The sequence below is a fragment of the Microlunatus sp. GCM10028923 genome (assembly GCF_042666975.1).
In the GTDB taxonomy this organism is placed as follows: Bacteria; Actinomycetota; Actinomycetes; order Propionibacteriales; family Propionibacteriaceae; genus Microlunatus.
This window is the reverse complement of the sequence record NZ_JBHTFF010000016.1, coordinates 68,828-92,946: the sequence shown is the minus strand read 5'-3', so window position 1 is coordinate 92,946 and position 24,119 is coordinate 68,828. Positions and strand designations below refer to the sequence as shown.

Here is a 24,119-nt window from a genome sequence, read left to right as displayed (position 1 = left end):
GGCCGCCGATCTTGGTCAGGCGGTGGCGAAGCGGCCGAGGACCGACTCGCTGATGCCGTCCAGGGAGGCGGCGAACAGCTGCTGGTAGGCCAGTTCCTCCCGCGTCCGGGGCGGCTCGAGGTCGGCCACGCGGTGTTCTCGCCAGTCGGCCGGAAGATCGAGTTGATGGCCGTGGGTACGGATCAGGTCGGCCATCCCGCTGCCGTCGCCGAACTGCTCCTTGACCCGCCACAGCAGGTCGTCGGGCAGCCAGCCGGCGAAGGCCTCGCGGAGCAGCGCCTTCTCCTGGCCGAGCCGGCCGGGCAGGCGCCACTCGATCGGGATCTGCTCGGCCAGCGCGACCAGATCAAGATCAAGGAACGGCACCCGGGCCTCGAGCCCGAAGGCCATCGTCACCCGGTCGCAGCGCTGCAGGTTCAGGTTGTGCAGGCCGCGCACGCTGCGTTCCAGCTCCGCCTGGAGTTGATCATGGTCGAGGGCGCGCAGGTGGTCGTAGCCGGCGAAGAGCTCGTCGGCGCCCTCGCCGGTCAGCACCACCTTGACCGACCGCGCCGTGGTCTCGGCCAGCAGGTAGTTCGGAATCGCGCTGCGGACCAGGGACGGCTCGTACGACTCGATGCTGGCGACCACCTTCGGCAGCACCGCCAGCGCCTCCTCGGCCGTGTACACCCGCTCGGTGTGGTCCAGCCCGAGATGCTCCGCGACCCGGCGGGCCGCGGCAAGATCACTGCTGTCCGCCGTACCGGCCGCGAACGACCTGACCGGTCCGTGCGCCGGGTCCGCGTACCGCGCCATGATCGCGGCGACGAGGCTCGAGTCCAGCCCGCCGGAGAGGAACACGCCGACCGGCAGGTCCGCCATCAGCCGGCGCCGGACCGCCGTGATCAATCGCTCCCGGACGAGCCGCCGAGCCTGCTCCCGATCGGACGGCACCGGCGCACCGGCGACGCGCGGCCGGAGCCGGACCAGCCCGGTCGCGGCCGTCCAGGCGTGACCAGGCGGGAACTCCACCACCGCGGGCCGGACCGCCCGGTCGAACGCGCGCAGCTCCGAGGCGAACTGCACGGCCCCGTCGACGTTCGCCCAGTACAGCGGCTTGATGCCGAGCTCGTCCCGGGCGGCGACCAGGTGGCCGTCCGGGCCGGCGAAGACGAACGCGTACATGCCCCAGAGCCGCTCGATCCCGCGAATCCCTTCGGCCAGGATCAGTGCGGCGATCGCCTCGCTGTCCGACCGGGTCCGGAACGGGTAGTCGAGCTCACCGCGCAGTGCCGCGTGGTTGTAGATCTCACCGTTGGCCACCAGCCAGTGATCACCCGGCGCCACCATCGGTTGGTGCCCGTCGGCAAGATCAACAATCGACAGTCGGGTGTGGCCGAGAACGGTGGGCCCCACCGTGTGCAGCCCCTCGGCATCGGGCCCGCGATGACCGAGCCGCTCGACCATCCGCCTCCCCCGGTCGAGATCTTCCTTGGTCAGGACGACTGAATTCGGACGATGGATTGCGACGATGCCGCACAAGTGGAGATCCCTCCAGGCGCCGGTGATCTTGGTACCGGCGAAATCGGTTGCGGGTAAGGATCTTACGTGGCCGTCCCGCGTCGCGGCCCGCCGGGGTTCGACGCCCGCTGGCGTTCGCAGCCGAGAGCGGCACCAGAAGAGTGCTGGAAATGCGCCGGAGCGGGGGCGGTCCGGGACGCGGCGGAGCGGGCCGGGACGCGGGCCCGAGCGAGGGTGGACCCGAACGCGGGCGGACCGCGACGAGGGCGCCCCACAACGAGCGCGACACGGCGGCGTGCCCCTCGGTGCCCGCGCAGGAGGCGCCGTCCATGGACCGCAGAGCTGTCCTTGGCAGTTCAGGCTGGTGTCAGCGGAGGTCAGTGAAGGTCTGACGACGGTCGAGTCGGCAAGCGTGATCGCGCATCGAGTGGATGCCTAGCCGGCAGGGAGTCGACGGCGCTGTCGTCGAAGGGGAGAACGGCGGGCCGTTGCCAGGCCGATGTCAGCTGGGCCGGGACGCCCGGATCGTCGCCGTCGGTGATCTTGCCGGGACGTCACTGATCTTGTCGGGAGGTCAGTGATCTCCAGGGGCGTCGGCGGACGTGCGGATCGACGTGGACCGGCCGGTCGTCGCGCCGAAGTTCGTCGACCTGCGCGGGCACGCCGACCAGGCGATCCTGATCATCACGTCGCCATTCTCCGCCCCTCCGCGGACTCCCAAGGAGAGCTGGCCCCGATTTGGCACGTTGCCGCTGTCCCCCGGACAAGGGATCGGGGCGGTTGCGGCCGGGTGTACGCGGCCGAATGTTCCCCGATCTAGGGGTGGTGGATCCTGCCCCGCACGCGCGGTTGTCCTCAATCTGCAACGCAAGACGTCGATCGGGCCGAAATCGGCTTCAGGGAACCCGTTGCTTTGCAGACTTGTGACAGCAGGGTCGCGACGCGCCCTCAGGGGACGTAGCGGGCACGGACCTCCAGGGCCATGATCGCGCTGAGCTGGGTCGAGTAGTCGATCGGACCGTCCAGCGGTCGGCGCCAGTCGTTGGCGGCCAGTTGGGTGCCGCCGGCGGTGGAGTCGATCAGGGCGTCGGTGCTGGTGATCACGAAGTCCTTCAGCCTGGTCAGCTCGGCCGACTCCGCGTCACCGACGGCGTCCAGCAGGACGCCGAGATAGCGATAGTAGACGCCCTTGAACAGGCCGCAGTCGCCGTCGCCCTCGTCGGTGAACACCCCGCCGTCGGTGAGCTCGTCGACGGCGGTGACGGCGGTCCGGATCGCGGTGTCGATCATGGACTGCGGGTCGTCGGCGGTCCGGGACAGCTCGACCGCGGCGCCGACGTAGAGGCCCTGGTTGTAGGTGAACCGCCACTGGGTGTCGATCTTGCCGTCCTGCTGCCGGTTGATCCCGTCCTCGACGAAGCCGTTGTCCGGATCGACCAGGGTCTCGGTCAGCCAGGCGAAGGCCCGCCGGGCATAGTCGAGGTACGGCTGATCGTCGGCGAGCGCGGCCAGCCGGCAGGACAAGATCACCAACGGGCCGTTGGCCGGGGTGTTCTTGTAGTCCAGCTGGGGCTTCCGCCAGGCCAGGCTCGGGCCGAGTTGATCATTCCAGCCGTGCTCGACCACGTGGGCCCAGATCGCCTTGGCGTCAGCCAGATACGACTCCTCGCCGGTCGCCCGGTACAGCCTCAGGATGGCGAGGGCGTACCAGAGCATGTCGTCGAAGTAGTCGTTGAACAGCGAGCCGCCGTTGCGTTCCAGGATGTTGCGGTACGTGTCCGTCGCCGCGGCCAGCCGACCGGGATCGCCGGACCGGAGGTGGGCGTCCAGCCGGGCGTCGATCACGTGGGCCAGCCACCAGTAGTTGAAGGTGGCGTTGTCGCCGGCCGGATGACGGTTGTGCAACAGCTGCGGCCACGGAGCACCAAAGCTGCGGTCGAGGGTGTCCTGGGCGCGGTCGGCCAGCTCGCCGATCGTGGTGATCTTGGTGGGTTCGGTCACTTGCGCTGCTCCGTCAGGATCTGGTTGCCCCGCTTCTCGGCCTCGGCGAGCGCCTCCTCGGCGCTGATCTCGCCGGACATGAATCGCTGCAGCTGCGGGATCAGCGCCTTGCCCTCCATGTCGGCGTACCCCTTCAGGGTCGGCCGGGTCTGGGCGTACTTCATGGTGGCGACGAAGCCGGAGTACTTCTCGTTGTCGGTGAAGTACGGGTCCTCGGCGGCCTCGACCAGCGCCGGGATCCAGCCGGACAGCTTGCCGAAGGAGATCGCGTTCTCCTTCTCGGTCGCCCACCACTTCAGGAACGCCCAGGCACCGTCAACGTTCTTGGCGCCGCGCGGAATGATCAAGCCGAAGCCGCCCATGTTGGCCGCCTTGTCGCCGCGCGGTCCGGCCGGCGGCTCGGCGATGCCGTACTTCAGCGTCTTCACCTTGTCCAGGTCGGCCAGGGCCCACGGGCCGTCGTACTTCATCGCGGCCTTGCCCTCGGCGAACGCGTTACCACCGGCGCCGAAGCCGAGCTGGTACACCTTGGCGTCCAGCAACTGCTTCCAGAAGTTGAGCACCTCGACGCCCTCGGGGCTGTTGAACGCGACCGCGGACTGATCTTCGGTGAGCATCCGCCCGCCGGCCTGGCGGATCCACATGTTGAACAGGCCCGGGTCGTCGAGCGAGAAGCCGGTCCGGGTCAGCTTGTTGCCGTCCCGCTTGGTCAGCGTGGTCGCGGCCTGCTTCAGCTCGTCCCAGTTCGTCGGCGGCTCGAGGCCCGCCTCTTCGAACAGTTCGGTGTTGTAGAACAGCGAGCGGTTGTCCACCAGCAGCGGCAGGCCGTAGTGCTTGCCCTCGACGACCATCTCCTCGACCGCCGGGCCGTAGAACCGGCCGAGATCGATCTTGTCGGCGGCGATCTTGTCGTCCAGCGCGGTGAAGGCGTTCTTGCCGGCGTAGACCGAGGTGTTGAAGCGGTCCCACAGCACGATGTCGGGCACCCGGCCACTGGCCATGCCGGTGAGCAGCTTCTGCTCGACCTCCTCCTGCGCCACGAAGGTGACCTTGTAGTCGGTCTGGGCCGCGTTGAACGCGTCGGCCTGCGCCTTCAGCTGCTTGGCCTGATCACCGGACCAGCCACCCCAGAAGGTGACCTCCTTGATCTTGACGCCACCGCCGGTGCCGCCGGTGGTACCGCCGCTCGGGCCGCCACAGGCGGCCAGGACCAGGGCGAGCAGGCCGGCGACGATCGCGGTCGCGATGGATCTGATGGTGCGCATCGTGAAACTCCTATTTGCTGGCGCCCAGATGGGCGACGCCCTCGATGATGTGACGCTGGGCCAGGACGAAGATGATCAAGACCGGGACGCTGGACATCACGGTGCCGGCCATCAGGGGACCGAAGTCGGTCACCTTGTCGTTGACGAAGGTGGACAGGGCGACCTGGACCGTGAGCATGGACGGATCGTTCAGCACGATCAACGGCCAGAGGAACGCGTTCCAGCCCGCCTGGAAGGTGAGTACGCCGAGCACGGCGAGACCGGCCGCGGCCAGCGGCAGGTAGACCTGGACGAAGATCCGGAACTCGCTGGCGCCGTCGATCCGGGCCGCCTCGCCCAGCTCGTCCGGCAGGCTCTCGAAGAACTGCTTCATGAAGAACACCGCGAACGGTCCGGCGGCGCCGGGCAGGATGACCGCCCAGTACGTGTTGATCAAGCCGAAGCCGCCCTGCCCGAGCAGGTCGTTGCCGCCGGCCAGCGGCCAGTAGCGCAGTACCAGGAAGGCCGGCACCATGGTGACGATCCCCGGCACCATCATCGAGGCCAGGAACGCCCCGAAGACGATCTTGCGGCCGCGGAACCTCAGCTTGGCCAGCGCATAGCCGCCGAGCCCGCCGAAGAACAGGTTGGTCACGCAGCCGGCCAGGGCCAGCAACAGCGAGTTGAGCAGGTACTGGGCGAACGGGGTCTCGGCGAAGACGCGCTGGTAGTTCTCCAGCGTCGGCACCTTCGGCAGCAGCGAGAGGTAGTTGCTCAGCGCCTCGCTGGCCGGCTTGAACGAGGTCGCCAGCGTCCAGACCAGCGGCATCACGGTGCTGAACGCGATCGCCGACGCCCCGATCCACCAGAGCACCCGCTTGATGATCTTGCCGGGCTTGAGCGGCTTGGTCACGACTGACCTCCCATCCGGTTGATCCGTACGTTGATCACGGTGAAGACCAGGATGATCGCGAACAGGATGAACGACAGGGCCGAGGCGTAGCCCATCTCGAGGGCTCCGAATCCCTTGTCGTAGATGTAGTAGACGATCGTCACCGTCGCGTTCCCCGGCCCGCCCTTGGTCAGGATGAAGGCTTGGTCGAACACCTGGAAGGACCCGATGATCAACAACGTGGAGACCAGGAACATGGTCTTCGAGATGCCGGGCAGCGTGACGTGCCAGAAGCTCCGCCAGGCGCCGGCACCGTCCAGCTGGGCGGCCTCGTAGAGATCACGGGGCACGCCCTGCAGGCCGCCCAGGAAGATGATCATGTTGCCGCCGAAGCCGGCCCAGACGCTCATCGCGACGATCGACGGCATCGCCCACTGCGACTCGTACAGCCAGGCCGGTCCATCGATGCCGAACCAGCCGAGCACGACGTTGAAGATGCCGTACTGCGGGTTGAGCAGCCAGAACCAGATCGAGGCCGTCGCCACCGACGAGGACACCACCGGGATGTAGAACAGGGTCCGCATCACCTTGGTCGCCCGGCTGCTCCGGTTCAGCAGCAGCGCCGTGGCCAGCGCGACGATGATGCCGAGCGGCACGTACATCACCGTGTAGTAGGCGGTGTTGCGCAGCGCCACCCAGAAGAACGGGTCGCCGAAGACCTTGGCGTAGTTCTCCGGCCCGACCCAGGCCAGCTCGTCGACGATCGAGTAGTCGGAGAAGCTGAGCACGGCCGCGACGACCATTGGGACCAGCAGGAACACGACGAACAGGACGATCGGCAGCGCCAGGAACGCCCAGCCGTTGATGGTCTGCTGCCGCGCGGTGGTCATCCCGCGGCGCTTGCGTTGGACCGGCGCCACGGGTGTCAGCCGCACCGGATCGTCGGTGATCGACGCCATCGAGCCCCCTCGCCGAGATGGTGTTGGTGTGGTGTGTGCGGGCTATTCCTACACCATTGATCTCCCCATCGACAATATGAATATATTAATTGGGATGAATCCTTGACGCAGGCTCCCGGAGACACCTACCGTCAGGGCATGACCCGACGCGCCATTGGCGCCGCGATCGCGGCCCTCGCCACGCTTGGAATGATCACGCTCGCCGCCGCTCCGGCGGCCGCCTCCGAGGGGGATGCCACGACCAGACGCCCGGCCAAGGCCGAGCCCGCGGCCGTCCCACTCGCCGCGACCGAGGATCGGCTGGCCGACGGTGCCACGATCTTCGGCCGCCAGATCGAACTGCACCTGTCCGACGCCGACGCCCTCGGCTGGGCCCGGATCTCCAGCGGGGACCCGACCGACGAGGTGTGGCTGGACCGCTCCTTCGACGGCGGCGCGACCGTCGCCGACGAACGGCTCGGCTACTCGACCATCCCGGCCGGCGCCCGGTCGGTGACGACGCCCGAGTTCGCGCTGAACGTGGACGGGAAGGAGGGCGTCCTGCGGGCCTGCGGCAAGGCCGGCAACCGCGACGACGTCGTCTGCACCGGCTGGTTCGGCGTCGAGGAACCGCAGACCGAGGGCACTCCCGCCAAGCGGGCCGTCGATGCCCTGATGCGCCTGTACAACAAGGACACCGGGCTCTGGAAGACCACCGGCTGGTGGAACTCCGCGAACGCCCTGACGGCGGTGCTGGACTACCAGCTGGCCACCGGCGACGACCGGTACGAGTGGGTGATCGCCAACACCTTCGACAAGAACAAGGACGCGCAGGGCGGCAACTTCACCAACGAGTACATCGACGACACCGGCTGGTGGGCGCTGGCCTGGATCCGGGCGTACGACCTCACCGGTGATCAGCGCTACCTGGACACCGCGATCTTCGACGCCGAGTACATGTGGGACACCTGGAGCGACGTCTGCGGCGGCGGCGTGATCTGGAACATCAACGTGAAGTACAAGAACGCCGTGACCAACGAGTTGATGATCAAGGTGCTGGCCAGCCTGGCCAACCGGTCCGACGACCCGAGCTTCCTCGCCCGGGCCAAGCAGAACTGGGCCTGGTTCCAGGGCAGCGGCATGATCAACTCGAAGAACCTGATCAACGACGGCCTGAACGACGCGTGCGAGAACAACGGCCAGCCGACCTGGACGTACAACCAGGGCATCGTGCTCGGTGCGCTGACCGAGCTGCACGCGGCGACCGGCGACCGGGGCTACCTGAACACTGCCCAGAAGCTCGCGACGGCCTCCACCCAGGATGCCGGGATCAACCCGAAGGGCGTGCTGCGCGAGCCGTGCGAGTCGGGCGACTGCGGCGGCGACGGCCCGACCTTCAAGGGCGTCTACGTACGCAATCTCGGCGAGCTCAACGCGGCCCTGCCGAACCGGCCGTACCAGGCCTACCTGGTGAAGCAGGCGAAGACCTCCTACGCCAAGGACCGGAACCGGTTCGACCAGTACGGGCTGCACTGGGCCGGGCCGATCCGCTACCTCTCGGCGGCGACCCAGCAGAGCGCGACCGAGGCTCAGATCGCCCCGCTGAGATAGTCAGGGCCGGTCCCCTGACCGCCGACGCCTGTGACACGCTGACGCCATGGAGTTTCGATTTCTCGGCCGCAGCGGCCTCAAGGTGTCGGCGGTCAGCTACGGCAACTGGGTGACCCACGGGTCGCAGGTCGAGGCCGAGCAGGCCGGACGGTGCGTCCGGGCGGCGCTGGACGCGGGGATCACCACCTTCGACACCGCGGACACGTACGCGAACACGAAGGCCGAAGTGATCCTCGGCGAGGCGCTGGCCGGCGAGCGGCGGGAGAGCCTGGAGATCTTCACCAAGGTCTACTTCCCCACGGGTCCCGGCGGCCCGAACGACACCGGCCTGTCCCGCAAGCACATCCACGAGTCGATCAACGGTTCGCTGAAGCGGCTGAAGACGGACTACGTCGATCTCTACCAGGCGCACCGGTACGACCACTTCACGCCGCTCGAGGAGACCATGGAGGCGTTCGCCGACGTGGTCCGGCAGGGCAAGGCCCTCTACATCGGCGTCAGCGAGTGGACCGCCGAGCAGCTCCGGGCCGGTCATGCGCTGGCCCGGGAGCTGCGGTTCCCGTTCGTCTCGAACCAGCCGCAGTACAACGCGCTGCACCGGGTGATCGAGGCCGAGGTGGTGCCGACGTCGTACGAGCTCGGGATCAGCCAGGTGGTCTTCTCGCCGATCGCGCAGGGCGTCCTGACCGGGAAGTATCTGCCGGGCCAGCCGCCGCCGGAGGGATCGCGGGCGACCGACGAGGCCAGCGGCGCCGGCTTCATCAAGCGGCTGGTCGACAACGACGAGCTGCTGACCCGGGTGCAGAAGCTGGCCCCGCTGGCCGAGGCCGAGGGTCTGACCATGGCCCAGCTGGCGATCGCCTGGGTGCTCAACAACGAGAACGTGGCGACCGCGATCACCGGCGGCTCGCGCCCCGAGCAGGTCACCGCGAACGCTGAGGCGGCCGGCCGGAAGCTCTCGGCGGAGACCCTGCGCGGCATCGACGAGGCGCTCGGCGACGCCGTCGTGACGGACCCGGCGCTGACCGCGCGGTCGGCCCCGACGAAGCGGCTCACCTGATGTCCTGGCACTGGACCTACCAGCCGGTTCCGGCCGGGACGCAGGGCCGGAGCAAGGCCTTCCCTCGGCAGGGCGACGCCGAGTCGTGGCTCGGCGAGACCTATCCCGACCTGTACGAGGACGGCGTCCGCTCGGTCACCCTGTACGAGGACGAGCGGAAGGTCTACGGACCGATGAGCCTGGAGCCCGACGAGGCCTGATCCGGGTCGCGGTCAGCTGCCGAAGCCGCCGTTGCTCGACAGCAGCTGGCCGTTGAGCCAGGAACCCTGGTCCGAGAAGAGAAACCGGACCAGGTTGGCGGTGTCGCGCGGCGTGCCCAGTCGGCCGGCCGGCGTCTGGGCGGTGCCGGCGGCGCGGATCTCGTCGGTCATCCAGCCGGTGTCGATCGGGCCCGGATTGATCACGTTGGCGCGGACGCCGCGATCGGCCAGTTCGTGCGCGGCGGCGATCACCAGCCGGTCCAGGGCTCCCTTGCTGCACCCGTACGGCAGGTTGTGCACGTAGTGATCACTGGTCAGGGCCACGATCCGGGCCCGGACCTCGCCGCCGTGATCGACGACCGGCAGCCGCTCGGCGTACTCCTTGATCAACAACCAGTTGGCCCGGGCGTTGACGTCGAAGTGCCGGTCCCAGCTCTCCAAGGACGTGGTGAGGATCGAGCTGTCCACCGACTCGCAGTGGGACAGCACCAGCCCGGCAAGATCATCATGGGCCGACGCGGCCTTGATCAACTCCGCCGGCACGGCCGGATCGGCAAGATCACCGGAGACCAGCTCGACCCGGCGGCCGAGGGCCCGGCAGACCTCGGCGACCGCCGCCGGGTCGTCCGGGCCGGCCTCCATCCCGAGCCGGTCGTCGTACGGGCGCCAGTAGCTCAGCGCCAGGTCCCAGCCGTCCTCGGCCAGGCCGAGCGCGAGCCCGGCCCCGATCGAACGCCGCCGGCCAACCCCGGTGATCAACACGGTGCCCCGACTCATTTCCGCCTCCCTTCGCCCGGCTGCCCATCGTCGCAGCCGGCCGCATCAGGTCGGCGGCAGGTCCCGGTGCATGATCCAGGCGTGCTTGCCGACCTGGCGGACGCGGGCGAAGTCGTACTGCTCGAGGAGTTCGACCGTGCCGCTGAACAGGAACCGGCTCTGCGCGACGCGGCCGTCGGTGACCTCCGAGATCGCCTCGACCAGGCCGCCGCCGCGCGCCGCGATCTGGTCCAGCGCACCTTCCAGCGCGGCGCCGGCCACGCCCTGTCTGCGGTGGGTCCGGTCGGTGAAGATGCAGGTGATCCGCCAGTCCGGGGTGGGCGGCGGATCCTGTTCGTACCGGATCCGGTTCTTGATCTTGAGGTCGGCCGTCGGCCCGTACTGGGCCCAGCCGCGGGCGACGCCGTCCTCGTCGAGGACCAGCGCGGCGTGGGCCCGGCCGGTCCGGACCAGCTGTTCCTTGGCCGTGCGGTGGTCGAGCCCGGGTTCGCCGCGGTCGGTGTGGAACGAGAGGCACCAGCAGCCGCCGAAGATCCCGTCGTTGCGGTCGACCAGTTCGGCGAACAGGTCCCAGGTCGACGCCTCGAGCGTCGTGATGGCGTACGTCATCGGGCCAGGTCGGCGAGCGCCTGGGCCAGTGCGGCCGCGCAACTCGCCATCGGCCAGTGGCCGGAATCCAGGTCGACGTACGACACGTCGCGGGCCCGGTCCAGCTCGGGCAGATCACCGTCCGCGATCCAGCCCTTCACGTCCTCCGGGCTGAACTCGGGACAGACCAGCGTCACCGGCACGTCGTAGCGCCGCTCGTCGGTCAGCCGGACGACGCCGGTCGCGACCCCGCCGGGCACCGGGACCGTCTCGGCCGCCAGCCGGTCCCGGGTTGCCGTGTCCAGGTCGGCGGTGTCGGGGCCCTCGAACGGTTCCCAACCCGGGAACGGCACCACGCCGTCCTGCACCGGGAAGACGTCGAAGTAGGTCTCGCCGTCGGCCGCCGGGAAGCCGCCGACCAGGGCGATCCGGGCCACCGCGTCCGGCCGCCGGTCCGCGATCAGCCAGGCCAGCGAACTGGCCGCCGAATGCCCCACCACCAGGGGCCGGTCCGCGGCATCGACCGCCTCCAGGGCGGCGGACAGTTGGTCGTCCAGCGTCGCGTCGGCGCGACCGTCGGCGAGGCCGGGCAGGGTCAGCGAGGTCGGGCGGTGGCCGAGGCGGCGCAACGCGTCGGCCGTGTCGTCCCACGCCGAACCGGTCAGCCACATGCCGGGAATGAGGATGAGGTCCATGCTGTGACCCTAGAAGCGGTTCCGGACACTCGGCTTCCTGTTTAGGCTTCGGAGCGTGACGACGCGCGAGGACAGCCCGACGGCGCGGGCCCTGTTGGCGCTGGAACTGCTGCAGGCCAGGCCCGGAATCTCGGCCGCCGACCTGGCCGAACGACTGGCGGTGACCGACCGCGCGGCCCGGCGCTACATCGCGATCCTGCGTGAGGCGGGCGTGCCGGTGGAGTCGGTCCGCGGTCCGTACGGCGGCTATCGGGTCGGCCGCGGGGTGCGGCTGCCGCCGCTGGTGTTCTCCTCGTCGGAGGCACTCGGCCTGGTGATGGCGGTGCTGGACGGACATCACGCGGCCGCCGATCCCTCCGACCCGGTCGGTTCGGCGCTGGGCAAACTGCTCCGGGCCCTGCCGGAACGGGTCGCCCGGCAGGCCTCGATGCTCAGGGAGAACGCCCTCACCGCCCCCGACCGGGACGCGGCCCGGCCCGATCCGGAGATCGTCACCACGGTCGTCGACGCCGTCGCGGCCGGGCGACGGGCCCGGCTCTCGTACCGGACGGCGTCGGGGACGCCGCTGGAGACCGAGGTGGATCCGTGGGCCGTGGTGGTCCGCAACGGGCGCTGGTATCTGCTCTGCCGGGCGCACTACGTGGACGAGGTACGGACCTTCCGGATCGACCGGGTGACCGGGTTCGAGACTCTGGCCGACCGGTTCCAGTCGCCGCCCGACCTGGATCCGGTCGCGCTGCTGGAGCAGCATCTCGGCAGCAGCTGGGAGTATCCGACCCGGGTCGTCTTCGAGGCGCCGTACGCCGAGGTGTCGCCGTGGGTGACCGGTCCGATGGGCCGGCTGGAGCCGCTGGACGCCGGCACCCGCTGCCTGCTCACCGGCAGCACCAGCAATCCGGACATGTACGCCGGCGAGTGGCTCTCCGCGATCCCCTTCCCGTTCCGCGTCGAGGGCGGCCCCGAACTCCGAGCCGCCGTTACCGAGGTGGCCGCCCGAATGACCGCCGCCGTCCGACTCTGACCGTCCGGCCCTGACCGGTCAGCTTGGGTGAAATTCAGCCGGTTACTCGCGGCGAAGATTCACCCAAGATCCGCTAGGCCCCTGCACCACGCGATCTCGGAAGGCACGCCAGGCCGCGAAGCTCTCGCGGGCCGCCGCCGGCTCGAAGAACTCGCCGTTCTGCGCATCGACCGCTCGTAGTTCCAGCGCGGCCAGCAACTCGGCCACCAATCCCAAAACGTCGCCGCCGCCACGGATGTGGAGCATGATCGAGTTGATGGGTTCCTCCTCGCCCAGGCTGACCTCGACCGAGAAGTCCGAGGTCTCGATCTGGCCCCACGAAGGATCGGTGAAGTCGGCGGAGGGCACGACAGACTGGATCTTGCGGATCAGTTCCGACCGCGGCCCGAGGTCCACCGGCTTGAAGTCGTGTGGAATCTCGGCCACGGAACGAGCGTCCCGCGGCAGGTCCATGATCAAAAGGTCCCAGCTCATGTTGGCAAGGTAGCCCAGGACCAGAGTCAGCCCTGCAGTTCGGCGAGCCAGAGGTGGCCGGGGTGGACGCGGGCGAGGACATCGTGGAGCCAACGGCGGGCGTCGGGATCGAGCGCCGGCAGGACGGCCTCGAAGTCGTACTGGTCCTTCGGCCGGCGGCGGGCCGCCTTGTGCAGCAGCTGGAGCTCGGCGCGGAGGTAGTCGAGCCCGTCGACGGTCCGGATGATCTCCGGCCAGGGCAGCCGGATGCTGCTGTCCCGCTTGAAGATCCAGCCGTCCTCGTCGCCGTCCATCAAGATCACGTCGTATTCCCACGGATCCGCGCCGCTGGCCCTGGTCCACAGGTTCTCGCACTCGTCCGGCAGCAACCGTTCCGGCGGCTCGTCCGGATCCTCGTCCGGCAGCAGCGGGGTCAGCGAGCCGCGGTCGGCGATCCAGACGTCCAGCCGGCCGGCCAGGTGCCGCCGCAGCAGCGCCAGGTCGGCCCGGGGCACGCTCAGATCAAGATCACCATGAACCCGCGGCGCGCCGCCCTGAGCCTCGACCGCCCAGCCGCCCGCGATCCACCAGCGCCCCGGATAGCCCGCCATCAACGCCGCGGCGTCGGCCGGCGTCCGTCCCGCCGACGGTCCGTACAGCCGGTGCACTTCGTCCTCGACCGGGTCCTCGATGATCATGGTTGCACCGCCGAATCGTGATCATGGTCGTCGTCCTCGGAGCCGAGCAGCTCGCCGAGGCCGATGGTCGCCATGGCGCGCCGGACCACGCGGCCCTCGCCGGCCGGGATCAGGTCGGGCAGGAAGGCGTAGTCGCGGGCGTAGCGGGTGGACTCCTTCGCCTCGGCCCACCAGGTGGAGAGGTCGGCCCAGCCGGGGGCGGCGAGGGCGCCGCCGAACTGCCGGACCGACAGGGCGGCGCACAGTCCGGCGAACCGGAGCCGGTGGGTCAGCGACAGGTCGTGCAGGGTGCCGAACATCAGGCCGGCCAGGAACACGTCGCCGGCGCCGGTCGGATCCAGCGCCGACACCGACAGGGACGGGACCCAGGCCGTCTCGCCGGTCTCCGCGTCGGCCGCGAACGCTCCCCCGGTGCCGGCGGTCACCACGGCCAGCGGCACCCAGTCGCGGAGCACCTCCAGGGCTGCGCCGGGTGAGCCGGTCCGGGTGAAGGCCATCGCCTCGCCGGCGTTCGGGACGAAGGCGTGGCAGCCGGCCAGCCTGGTGATCAACAACTCGGTGTCCCAGACCTCGGTCTCGTCCCAGCCGACGTCGGCGAAGACCTTGACGCCGCGGTCCTGTGCCCGGTCCAGCCAGCTGGCCCGCTCCGCGGCCATGTCGGCATAGGCGAGCCGGGTCGAGGGCGGGTCGATGATCAGATCGGTCGGGCCGGAGGGCGGCGGGTGCGCGTGGGTGACCATGGCCCGGTCGTCGTCGTACGCCATCGAGACGGTGACCGGCGAGTGCCAGTTGCGGAACTGGCGGGCCAGGCTGAGGTCGACGTCCTCGAGCTCGGCCAGCACGTGCCAGCAGTACTCGCCGTAGATGTCGTCGCCGAACGCGGTCGCCAGCGAGGTGCGCAGGCCGAGCCGGGACGCGGCGACGGCCAGGTTCGCCACGCCGCCCGGGCTGGACCCCATGCCGTCGGTCCACACCTCGTGCCCGCCGGCCGGAGGCCGGCTCAGCCCGGTGAAGATCAGGTCCAGGAACACGGTCCCGGTGACGAACACGTCGAACTCCGGTTCGTCCATCAGGACTCCTTTCCCGGGTGGGTGGCGCCGAAGGGGCGCCGATCGGGCCACGCTACCGTTCCGGACATGGGGCTGGACGACGGCGGACTGGGCGACGGAGGACACGGATGCGGCTGACGATCGTCGGGGGCGGCGGTTTCCGGGTGCCGCTGATCTTCCGGGCACTCGCCGACGACCCGGAACCGGTGATCGACGAACTCGTCCTGTACGACACCGATGCGGGCCGGCTGCGCCGGATCGGCGCGGTGATCGAGGCGATGTCCGCGGATCGGATCGGCCCGTCCGTGCGGTTGGAGACCGACCTGGCCGCGGCGGTCGCCGGGACCGACTTCGTGTTCCAGGCGATCCGGGTCGGCGGAGTCGCGGGCCGGGTCTGCGACGAGCGGGCCGCCCTCGACGTCGGCCTGCTCGGCCAGGAGACGACCGGCGCCGGCGGTGTCTGTTACGGCCTGCGTACGGTTCCGGTGGTGCTGCGGATCGCCGAGACGATCCGGCGGGTCGCGCCCGACGCGTGGGTGATCAACTTCACCAATCCGGCCGGGCTGGTCACCGAGGCGGCCCGGTCGGTGCTGGGCGACCGGGTGATCGGGATCTGCGACTCACCGGTCGGGCTGTTCCGGCGCGCCGCCCGGGCCCTCGGCGTCCGGCCCGAGGACGCCGAGTTCTCCTATGCTGGGCTGAACCATCTCGGCTGGCTGCGCCGGCTCACCGTCGACGGCGTTGATCGACTTCCGGAGCTGCTCGCCTCGGAGCCGCTGCTGGACCGGGTCGAGGAGGGCCGGCTGTTCGGCGGCGACTGGCTTCGTACGCTCGGCGCGATCCCGAACGAGTATCTCTGGTACTGGTACGCCACGGCGGATGCGATCGCCGCGATCGGCGGTGGCGCCGAGACCCGCGGCGAATACCTGGCCCGGCAGCAAGATCATTACTTCACCGGCGATGATCATGATCCGCTCCGCCGCTGGGAGGAGACCCGGAGGGCCCGCGAGGAGACGTACCTGGCGGAGGAACGGGAGGCCACCGGGGCCGGTGACCGCGACGATGATGATCTTGCCGGCGGCGGCTACGAGGGCGTCGCGCTGGACCTGATCCGCGCCATCGCCCGGGACCGGGCGGCGCGGCTGGTGCTCAACGTCAGGAACGGCGGCACGCTGGCCGGGCTGGACGACGACGCCGTGGTGGAGGTGCCCTGCGAGGTCGGCTCGGCCGGTCCCCGTCCGCTGCCGGCCGAGCCGCTGGAGCCGTACCAGCAGGGCATCGTGATCACCATGAAGGACGTCGAACGTACGGTGATCGAGGCCGCCCGGACCGGCTCCCGCTCACTGGCCGTACGCGCGCTGGCGCTGCACCCGCTCGTCGATTCGGTACGGCAGGCGCGGTTGATCATCGACCGCCAGCTGGCCGACGTCCCCGAGCTGCGGCAGGTCTTGATCAACTAGGCGCCGGCTTGGAGGGCCGTCCAGCTCTCCGACCCGACGATGCCGTCCACCCCGAGCTTCCGCGAGGTCTGGTAGTCCTCGACGGCCTGCTCGGTGATCGGCCCGAACGTCCCGTCGATGCCCACGGTCCGCCCGAGCGCCGCCGTCAAAGCGCGCTGCAGGCGGGACACGTCCGGGCCCGAGGCTCCGCTGCGCAGGGTCGGCCTGGAGCCGTACGCCAGCAGAGCGGTCCAGGTGTGGGAGTCGACCACGCCCGTGGCCGACAGCGAGACCGACGTCTGGAACGTCTTGACCGCCGTCTCGGTGGCCGCGTCGAACGTGCCGGACGGCTCTCCCGCCGGCAGCGACCCGGCCTTCTGCAGCAGGCACTGCGCGGCCTTGACCAGGTTGCCGGTCGACCCGGCCTTCTGGTCCGGATAGGCCGTGGCGTCCAGCGGGACCGCGGCGCACGGAGGCGGCGGGCCGCCGTTCGCGGTGTCGAAGAAGTCGCGGTCGATCGCGATCGTCACGCCGCCCCAGGTCTCGCTGACGTCGCCCGCGTACTGCTTGATCCGCTGGTGGTCGGCCCAGTAGCTGGCCGGGATGTACTGGCCGCCGTCGGTGTTCGCGACGTTGTTCCACCAGGCGAAGAAGACGTGGTCCGGCCGCTGGTAGGTCGTGCTGTTGTAGTTCGCGACGAGGTCGGCGATGCCGGAGGCGGCGCTGGAGTAGACGCCGGACAGGTAGCCGCGCGCGTGCAGTTCGTCGGTCCAGCCGGCCAGGAACGACATCACCGCGGTCGTGCATGCGCCACCCCGCTGATAGGCCTCCATGTCGTTGTAGAGCACGCTGCCGGCGACGATCCCGAGCGCCTGCGCGGCGGTCACCGACTCGACGGCCGCCTGGTGTCCCTGATTCCGCGCGGTCGCCGGATCGGACGACATCATGTGCCCGGTCCCGCGGCACGGTGCCTGCAGGCCGACGTGCAGCGGCAGGAACTTCCAGCCGCGGTTGTGCTGGTTGGTGATCCAGGTCGCGGTCAGGTTCGGCTGGGCACAGGCCCGCTGGATGCCCGAGATGTAGATGCCGACCGCCTTGTACGGCGAGGCGTTCCACCAGGTGTCCATCGCGCTCTGGGAGGGCGCGGCGCACTGGTCGAAACCCTTGCCGTTGTACGTTCCGGGCGCGACCACCGCCGCGGTCGGCTGGACCGCCCTGGCCGTCTTCGACTCCGCATCGAGCGTGGTCGCGCGGCCGCCGGCGACGAGCCTGCCGGTGGCGAGGACCTTGCGTACGGCTTGCTCGTTGTTCGGCCCGTGGGCCGCGGTGACCAGCACCCCGGCATCCTCGACCGCGATCTGCAGCGTGCCGCTCGCCGACGGCGCAGCGGGGGCGACGGCGGTGCCGGCCGCGGCGGGTACGACTCCCGGGCGGGTCGCGGCCGGGCCCTGCAGCGGCTCGATGAGCAGGCCGGCGTCGCGGCCGGTGAGGTCCGCCGGACAGCTCTCCTGGTAGCGGGGCGATCCGAGATAGACGGCCGGGCGGTCGAACCGTACGCAGGCCTTCTCGTCGGCCAGGTCCACCACCGGCCACGCCGCCGGGACCGAGACCTGGTAGCCGTGGTACGAGACGAGCTTGCTGTCCTCGGCGGTCGGCTCGGCCATCGCGGTGGTGCCGAGGGCACTGATCACGGCGACGACGCCGGCCAGGGCCAGTCCGGCTCGGACGAAACGACGGGTTGTCTGCGCCATGATGCACTCCTCGCAGTCGGGCTATGCCAGATTGGAACGCGACTTACACCCTCGATGTAGGAAATTTCCCATCTCGGCACCGCTTCAGGCAAGCCCCCTGACCACCGGACGACCGGTAGCGGACGTGGCCGAAGGAGCACTCAGGCGCTGCGGTCCCGGGCCAAGCGGGCAGAGTTGGCGCGGCCGGTCGCCGTCAATGAGCGGGTCGCGCCGGGACGCCGCGGCTCATCCGGCGGCCTGGACCGCCGGATCCCTGCTCCTACGGGCGTACGAGTCCAATCCGGGAAGTCGCCCGAAAGAGTAGATGGTCGTGACGATCACAAAGATCGGCGTAGCGAGACCGAAGCAGACGAGAATCCCGGGCCACGTGTACCACGCCCAGGCGACGACGGCGAGCAGGACGATCAGGGCCAGACTGCACACTGGTCGCGCCAGAACCATCCGCAGAGACGCGCGTACGAGCCACCACGGCCGCTCGTCGAAATGGGAACGGATCGCCCACGACACCGCCACGAACAGGGCGAACAGGACAATGATCGCAAAGAGCAGCCCGGAAACGGCGATGCCGGCTATCCCCATGTCGTTCTGGTTGGCAAGATAGCGGTCCCACAGCAGCAACACCCCGACTGCCAACTGGGGCCAACCGAAGGCGTTGGCGGAGAGCAGTTCCTGCCTCCATGCGCGATGGAACACGGTCCAGGTCTGCCCGAAGGCCCATGACCGATCGCCGTCGAGCACCCAGGTGCGGAAAGTGGCATAGGAGGCTGCCACCGAGGGGAAGAACCCTGCGAAGATCACGCCCATGACTGTGTGTACGAGAAACGCGACGTTCACGACGAATACCATCACGATGGTGCGCGCGAGGCGCTCGTAACCCACGGCGAACTTCCTCATGATGTCCTCAGCCCTTCACTGCGCCGATCATGACGCCCTTGTTGAAGTACCTCTGCAGCAAGGGATACAGCACCAGGAGCGGCAGCGTGGAGACGATGATGATGCCGAACTTGATCTGATCGGCGAACTCCTGGGCCTGCCCGGCGGTCTGGCCAACGGAGGTCGAGCCGCCTTGCTGCGTCTGGTTGGCCATGAGAATCTGCTGGAGCACGTTCTGGAGCGGCTGTAGTTCCTGCGACCGGACATAGATCAGGCCGGTGAAGAAGTCGTTCCAATGGCCGACGAAATAGTAGAGGCCGATGACAGCGATGATCGCTGTGGAGAGCGGGAGCACGACCTTGAAGAAGTAGCCGAAGTACGAAAGGCCGTCGATCTGAGCGGCATCACGCAACTCTTCCGGGATCGAGGTCTCGAAGAAGGATCTGGCAATGATCATGTTGAACACGGAGAATGCACCAGGCAACATGAAGACCCAGATCGAGTCCAGTAGTCCGAGCTGTTTGATCAGCAGGAAGCTGGGGATCAGGCCGCCGCCGAAGAACATCGTGAACGCGAAGAGGAACATGATGATCCGTCGGGGACGGAACTCGGGTCGTGACATCGCGAATGCTGCCGGGAGAGTCACCAGGAGATTCAAAGCGGTGCCGGCGAACGTGTAGATGAGCGTGTTCTTGTAGCCGGTCCAGATCCTGGAGTCGCTGAGGAGGAGCTCGTACCCCGCGGCACTGAATCCGACCGGGAGCAGTGTGACCTGCCCGGTGGCGACGGCCCTAGGAGCGGAAACAGACGAGATGATGATCCACCAGAGGGGGTACATCAAGGCGATCAGGATCAAGGCGATCAGGATGCCGATGATGATGTCAACGGCCCAGTCGCCGGCCGTTCGCTGCTGACTCCGCCGGCGCCGGTTCTGCGGAACGCCGGTGATTGTGGCCGAGTCCAGCTTGGGTGCGAGCGATCCAGGAGACGCTTTCGTGGTCATGATCTGTGGCTCCTTAGAAGATGCTCGTGTTGCTAGCCCGCTTGGCGATGTAGTTCGCCATGATCAGGAATGCGAAGTTGACCAGTGCGTTGAACAGCCCGATCGCCGTCGAGTACGAGAACTGGCTGCCAAGGATTCCGACGCGGTAGGTGTAGGTGGAGATGACCTCGGCCGCGGTGATGTTCAGCGTGTTCTGCATCAGGAAGACCTTCTCGAACCCGACACCGAGGACACTTCCCATATTCATAATGAGGAGGATTCCGGCCGTCGGCAGGATGGCAGGAATGTCGACGTGACGAATCAGTTGCAGTCGGCCGGCTCCGTCGATCTTCGCGGCCTCGTAGAGTGCGAGGTCAATGGAGGAAAGGGCAGCCAGGTAGATGATGCAGTTCCAGCCGGTGTGCTGCCATATCTCGGATATCCAGTAGATGTGGACGATCGCACTTGGCTCCCCCATGAGATTAGCGCCACCGAGGAGCCGCCCCAGAACGCCACTGTCCGGGGCAAGGAAGATCTGGATGATCGAGACCATCACCACGGTTGAGATGAAATGCGGCATATAGGTGACCGTCTGGGTAAACCCCTTCAACCGCTTGCTGGCGATCTGGTTGATCAGAATGGCAAGGATGAGCGGTGCGACGAATCCCATCACCAGGGTCCAGAGGCTGATCCACACCGTGTTGACCATGATCTGGCCGAACAGCGGGTTGGCGAAGAACTGCTCGAAATACTTAAGCCCGACCCAGTCGCCCCCGCTGAGGCCTTTGGTTACGTTGTATTCGCGGAATGCCAACTGGACGCCGTACATCGGCACATACGAGAACACGCCGATGAATATGATGGCAGGCAGCGTCATCAACCACAGCTGCCAGTAGCGATGGAGATGGGCCGCAAGGCGAGACTGACCTCTGGGGCTGCGGGGCCGCCGAGTCTGAGCGACTGCGGCAGCGACCGCCTCCCGCCCGGTCGGGGCCGCGATGCTTGAGGCGGAGGTATCCGACACGATCTTGCCTTCCTTGGACTGTTCGTGGTTTGACGGCACCCGGCGGCGAGTTCCGCTAGAGCCTCCGGAGAGGTGATGCCGGGCTTCCCCCGACGGAGCCCGACATCACCCAGCGACACCTACTTTGGTCGCGACATGGTTGCTGATCCGTCCGGGTTGTCCTTCCAGACGAGATCAGGATCGGTCAACTGGATATTGAGGTCGACCTTGTTGTCTGCCATCACCTTGACAAAGCGGTCGTATGCCTGTTGCTGGAGCTTGATCTGCTCAGCCAACTTGTTTCGCTCGAGGTCAGCGACGTAGGCGTCCCACTCGTCCTCTATGCCGCCCTTGGTGACCCACTGGGCGAATTTGCTCATCGCGGCCTGGGTGATTCCGGTATTGTTCAGGCTGTACTGCCTGCCCTCATCCGCCGTGAATGAGACCCCGCTGTAGATCAGATCGGTGTTGAGATCCATATTGGCGATCTCCCTGTCGTACACGGCATCCGCCGCCCTGACTTCAGCGAACTCCTTGGGAATGGTCAGCGTCACCCCAGGTTGAGTGACCCAGCTGGGCGCGCGATCACCGAGCGAATTGATGAACTGCCAGTCCGAGAGATTCTTCGAAGAATCCGCGGGATCAAGGACGGTGTAGTTCAAGTCACTGTTCTTCTTCACCCCAACACCGAAGGACCCGTAGCGCATCTGCACACCGATGTCCGGTGTGTACATGCTGTCGACGAGCCTGAGCGCAGCCTCTTTGTTCCTGACGTCTGCGGCGATCGAGATCTTGTTCGACTGGTAGTTCATGCCGTCGCCGCCGAACATCCATTTGGTCTTCTCGCTCTGTCCGGCTTCGGCCTTGAGCTGTGGGATCGTGATGTACTGATCGGCCAGCTTGCTGCCGAAGAGGTCAGACGGAGTCCACATCCAACTCACGCCCATCCGTGCCGTCTTGCCGTCGCCCTTCGCCGTGGCCGTCCACTGAGACCAGTCATGGGTGAATGCTTCCTTGGAGATCAGGCCCTTACTCCAGAGGTCTCGCATGTACTGGATGAACTCCTTGTATGCGGGATCCGTCAGATAGCTTTTGACCGTGCCCTGATCGGCGTACATGCCCATGCCACCGCTGGGCGAAATTCCCCGACCTCCGAGAAGGATATTCGGCTGGAATCCTCCCCATCCACCAGTACCGGGAGAGTTGAAGTCGAGTGGGATTTCGTCCGCCTCGCCGTTGCCGTTCGGGTCGCCGGTCTTGAAGGCCTCCAGGACGGTCTCCAGTTCATCCCAGGTGGTGGGGACGTCGAGCCCCAGCTTGTCCAGCCACTGCTTGTTGATGAACATGTGACTGCCGGTATCGGCCATCGTGCCGAGCATGACCCCGGGGCCACCATAGATCTTGCCGTCCCACGTCGACACGACGCGCGCGAAGGACACTTTCTCGAACACCATCGAGAGGTTCGGCATGGACGTCAGTTCGGGCGCCAGATCCAGAAAAAGACTTCCGTAGTCACCCCAGTCGCCACCGCCGTAACCGCCGATGGTCACGTCGGCGACATCGCCGGCCGCCAGCGACGCTTGCTTCTGCGTACTCCAGGAGGACGCAGGGGTCTCCTGCCAATTGATGGTGCACTCGCACGCCGCTGCGAGATCCTTCGTCCAGGGCATGTCCTTCATGGGAATCGCGCGCGAGTCCGTGATGACCTGAACCGTCACGATCGGCTTGCCCGACTCATCGGTACCGGGATCGGCTGTGCAACCGGCCAGTACGAGAGCGGCAGCGAGCCCGGCCAGTACTGCCCTCACCTGCCAGCGGGATCGATGCATGTTCATCTGTTGCCTCTCTTCTTTGAGTGCTTGCCGAACCGCTGCGAGCGCGCCGAGCGCACAAGGGAGCCTGGTCTGCTCCGCACGGCCGAAACATCTAGATTTAGACTCTAAATCTAGCGGCAAGGACAAGTTAGCCTTCCGCGGCTAGCTCGTCAATAGGCAGCCCGACGACGGACCAGGAAGCGCTGACCGGGCGCGCTCGATGTCGCATCGCTGGCGCGAAAGGGGCCGGGTCCGGACCTCGTTGCTAGGGAGAGTTGTGACGGATGCTGCTGATGGCGCTGTGGACTGCGCCGGTGAGCACCACATCACGTCCGAGCGTGGAGACCTCGATCTGCGGGGAGTACGGAAGGAGCTCCGCAAGTCGTACCCGCACCTGGGGGAGCAAGGCAGCGACGACCACAGCGACGCCGCCGGCGAGGACCACCCGTGCGGGGTCGATGAGATGGCACAAGGTGGCAATGGTCACGGCAAGCCGTTCCGTGAGCTTCTCGACGATCTCGGCCGAGAGAGCATCGCCGTTGGCCGCAGCGTCGACGACGCTCTCGAGGACGCCGTCTTCAGGGCCTCCGTCGCTACTCCCACTGTCACGTCTGCCCCGGCCGCTCGAACGCAACTGGGACGCGCGCCCTGCAGCAAGTGCCTCGTCTCGCAGCCAGCGGGCTATGAGCGAAAGGCCGTAGGGCCCGCCGACCCCTACGACGTGATCCAGGTAGGCCATCTCGCCTGCTGATCCTTTCGCACCGCGCAGCAGCTCGCGCCCGACCATGATTCCTGCTCCGAACCGATCGGACACGAGGAGGGTGATCGATGGCGACGGGGCATCACCTGTCACGGCGTGCAGCTCGGCGACAGCAGCGAGGTCAGCGTCGTTCTCTATCTGGAGCGCGAAGGGCGCGTAATCATGCACTTTCCCGAGATCGATGCGAAACAAGTCCCAGAACGGGTTTCCGGGTAGCGGTTCTCCGGAGCGATCGACGGATGCAGCGACGCCCACACACGAAGTCGCGACCTGCTGACTCGAGACTTCGGCCATCCGGAGTGCTTCATCGGTGCACTGGATGAGGTGATCGGTGCGATCGGTGGCACGCGGAACCCGATGACGCGCACGCCCCAGGACCTTGCCCTTGAGATCGGCCACGACTGAAGTGACCGAGTTGAGGCCAACATCAGACCCCACGACGAAATGCTTCCTGGCATTGAAGGTGAAGCGCCGCGGCTGCCGGCCCTTGCCAGCAGCCGTATTCTGGGCACGGTCTTCGATCAGCCAGCCCATCTGCCGTAGGTCGTCACACACCGCGAGTACGGTCGCCCTCGTCAACCCGGTCTTCGTCACGAGCTCGGATGCAGTCAATCCGGTCCCCGCAGGTTCATCCCAGAAGAGGCCCAACACCGCAGTGGCATTGACGCCGCGCATCTGCTGAGGGCTCCTGGCGACGAGCGGCTGGGTGCCGGTCGATTGTTCTGGCAAGACCTCGGACGGCATGCCGCAATTGTGCCGTAGGTGATGAA

Annotated in this window: 22 protein-coding genes; 5 read left to right on the top strand and 17 right to left on the bottom strand. The window is 67.8% G+C overall.

The features are described 5' to 3' along the window. Positions 1-15: 15 nt before the first annotated feature. The 5 genes from asnB to ACFQU4_RS30765 form a co-directional block, all read right to left on the bottom strand. Entirely contained in the window at positions 16-1,521 is a 1,506-nt protein-coding gene (gene asnB / locus ACFQU4_RS30785; RefSeq protein ID WP_377499532.1) for an asparagine synthase (glutamine-hydrolyzing), read from the bottom strand. Positions 1,522-2,448: 927 nt separating this feature from the next. Further along, complete coding sequence (locus tag ACFQU4_RS30780) at positions 2,449-3,501, bottom strand: glycoside hydrolase family 76 protein (RefSeq protein WP_377499530.1); 1,053 nt, start codon at positions 3,499-3,501, stop codon at positions 2,449-2,451. Further along, positions 3,498-4,766: an ABC transporter substrate-binding protein gene (locus ACFQU4_RS30775; protein WP_377499528.1), complete on the bottom strand. Its 1,269-nt coding sequence runs from the start codon at positions 4,764-4,766 to the stop codon at positions 3,498-3,500. The genes ACFQU4_RS30780 and ACFQU4_RS30775 overlap by 4 nt, the downstream gene beginning before the upstream one ends. A gap of 10 nt (positions 4,767-4,776) precedes the next feature. Further along, a complete protein-coding gene (locus ACFQU4_RS30770; RefSeq protein ID WP_377499526.1) occupies positions 4,777-5,658 on the bottom strand; it encodes a carbohydrate ABC transporter permease in 882 nt (293 codons plus the stop codon). Then, positions 5,655-6,596 carry a carbohydrate ABC transporter permease gene (locus ACFQU4_RS30765; RefSeq protein WP_377499524.1) on the bottom strand — a complete coding sequence of 314 codons (942 nt, stop codon included), beginning with the start codon at positions 6,594-6,596 and terminating at the stop codon, positions 5,655-5,657. Before ACFQU4_RS30765 ends, ACFQU4_RS30770 begins: the two co-directional genes overlap by 4 nt. 138 nt (positions 6,597-6,734) lie before the next feature. On the opposite strand from ACFQU4_RS30765, the gene ACFQU4_RS30760 reads away from it, so the two are divergent. From ACFQU4_RS30760 to ACFQU4_RS30750, 3 genes are read left to right on the top strand one after another with little or no spacing between them, the layout of a single operon-like run. Next, positions 6,735-8,186: a glycoside hydrolase family 76 protein gene (locus ACFQU4_RS30760; RefSeq protein ID WP_377499522.1), complete on the top strand. Its 1,452-nt coding sequence runs from the start codon at positions 6,735-6,737 to the stop codon at positions 8,184-8,186. 46 nt (positions 8,187-8,232) lie between these two features. Beyond that, positions 8,233-9,246: an aldo/keto reductase family protein gene (locus ACFQU4_RS30755; RefSeq protein ID WP_377499520.1), complete on the top strand. Its 1,014-nt coding sequence runs from the start codon at positions 8,233-8,235 to the stop codon at positions 9,244-9,246. Then, positions 9,246-9,446, top strand: a complete 201-nt coding sequence (locus tag ACFQU4_RS30750) for a hypothetical protein (protein WP_377499518.1) — start codon at positions 9,246-9,248, stop codon at positions 9,444-9,446. The genes ACFQU4_RS30755 and ACFQU4_RS30750 overlap by 1 nt, the downstream gene beginning before the upstream one ends. A 12-nt stretch (positions 9,447-9,458) precedes the next feature. On the opposite strand, the gene ACFQU4_RS30745 is transcribed toward ACFQU4_RS30750, so the two are convergent. From ACFQU4_RS30745 to ACFQU4_RS30735, 3 genes are read right to left on the bottom strand one after another with little or no spacing between them, the layout of a single operon-like run. Next, positions 9,459-10,223 (bottom strand): SDR family oxidoreductase, encoded by a 765-nt coding sequence (locus tag ACFQU4_RS30745; RefSeq protein ID WP_377499516.1) that lies wholly within the window; start codon positions 10,221-10,223, stop codon positions 9,459-9,461. Positions 10,224-10,268: 45 nt separating this feature from the next. Continuing rightward, on the bottom strand, positions 10,269-10,832 hold the full coding sequence (locus ACFQU4_RS30740; RefSeq protein WP_377499514.1) for a GNAT family N-acetyltransferase: 564 nt from the start codon (positions 10,830-10,832) through the stop codon (positions 10,269-10,271). Further along, positions 10,829-11,506, bottom strand: a complete 678-nt coding sequence (locus ACFQU4_RS30735; RefSeq protein ID WP_377499512.1) for an alpha/beta fold hydrolase — start codon at positions 11,504-11,506, stop codon at positions 10,829-10,831. The genes ACFQU4_RS30740 and ACFQU4_RS30735 overlap by 4 nt, the downstream gene beginning before the upstream one ends. A gap of 55 nt (positions 11,507-11,561) precedes the next feature. Between ACFQU4_RS30735 and ACFQU4_RS30730 the strand changes: the two genes are divergently transcribed. Then, positions 11,562-12,527, top strand: a complete 966-nt coding sequence (locus ACFQU4_RS30730; protein WP_377499510.1) for a helix-turn-helix transcriptional regulator — start codon at positions 11,562-11,564, stop codon at positions 12,525-12,527. 42 nt (positions 12,528-12,569) lie between these two features. Here ACFQU4_RS30730 and ACFQU4_RS30725 read toward each other — a convergent pair whose 3' ends face one another. From ACFQU4_RS30725 to ACFQU4_RS30715, 3 genes are read right to left on the bottom strand one after another with little or no spacing between them, the layout of a single operon-like run. Further along, positions 12,570-12,986 carry a hypothetical protein gene (locus tag ACFQU4_RS30725; RefSeq protein ID WP_377499508.1) on the bottom strand — a complete coding sequence of 139 codons (417 nt, stop codon included), beginning with the start codon at positions 12,984-12,986 and terminating at the stop codon, positions 12,570-12,572. A 41-nt stretch (positions 12,987-13,027) separates the two neighbouring features. Further along, complete coding sequence (locus tag ACFQU4_RS30720; RefSeq protein WP_377499506.1) at positions 13,028-13,678, bottom strand: nucleotidyltransferase domain-containing protein; 651 nt, start codon at positions 13,676-13,678, stop codon at positions 13,028-13,030. Further along, positions 13,675-14,748, bottom strand: a complete 1,074-nt coding sequence (locus ACFQU4_RS30715) for a carbohydrate kinase family protein (protein ID WP_377499503.1) — start codon at positions 14,746-14,748, stop codon at positions 13,675-13,677. The genes ACFQU4_RS30720 and ACFQU4_RS30715 overlap by 4 nt, the downstream gene beginning before the upstream one ends. A 107-nt stretch (positions 14,749-14,855) precedes the next feature. On the opposite strand from ACFQU4_RS30715, the gene ACFQU4_RS30710 reads away from it, so the two are divergent. After that, positions 14,856-16,187 (top strand): 6-phospho-beta-glucosidase, encoded by a 1,332-nt coding sequence (locus tag ACFQU4_RS30710; protein WP_377499501.1) that lies wholly within the window; start codon positions 14,856-14,858, stop codon positions 16,185-16,187. Here ACFQU4_RS30710 and ACFQU4_RS30705 read toward each other — a convergent pair. The 6 genes from ACFQU4_RS30705 to ACFQU4_RS30680 all read right to left on the bottom strand — a co-directional run bounded on the left by ACFQU4_RS30705 (position 16,184) and on the right by ACFQU4_RS30680 (position 24,093). Next, positions 16,184-17,917: a glycoside hydrolase domain-containing protein gene (locus ACFQU4_RS30705; protein WP_377499499.1), complete on the bottom strand. Its 1,734-nt coding sequence runs from the start codon at positions 17,915-17,917 to the stop codon at positions 16,184-16,186. The genes ACFQU4_RS30710 and ACFQU4_RS30705 overlap by 4 nt on opposite strands. A 225-nt stretch (positions 17,918-18,142) precedes the next feature. Beyond that, entirely contained in the window at positions 18,143-18,811 is a 669-nt protein-coding gene (locus tag ACFQU4_RS30700) for a YesL family protein (protein WP_377499497.1), read from the bottom strand. 7 nt (positions 18,812-18,818) lie between these two features. Beyond that, the gene (locus ACFQU4_RS30695) at positions 18,819-19,793 is read right to left on the bottom strand and encodes a carbohydrate ABC transporter permease (RefSeq protein WP_377499495.1); all 975 of its coding nucleotides are present in this window, start codon (positions 19,791-19,793) and stop codon (positions 18,819-18,821) included. Between the two features lie 13 nt (positions 19,794-19,806). Beyond that, positions 19,807-20,649, bottom strand: a complete 843-nt coding sequence (locus ACFQU4_RS30690; RefSeq protein ID WP_377499492.1) for an ABC transporter permease — start codon at positions 20,647-20,649, stop codon at positions 19,807-19,809. 266 nt (positions 20,650-20,915) lie between these two features. Next, complete coding sequence (locus tag ACFQU4_RS30685; RefSeq protein WP_377499490.1) at positions 20,916-22,610, bottom strand: hypothetical protein; 1,695 nt, start codon at positions 22,608-22,610, stop codon at positions 20,916-20,918. Between the two features lie 244 nt (positions 22,611-22,854). After that, positions 22,855-24,093, bottom strand: a complete 1,239-nt coding sequence (locus ACFQU4_RS30680; RefSeq protein WP_377499488.1) for an ROK family protein — start codon at positions 24,091-24,093, stop codon at positions 22,855-22,857. Positions 24,094-24,119: the final 26 nt, after the last annotated feature.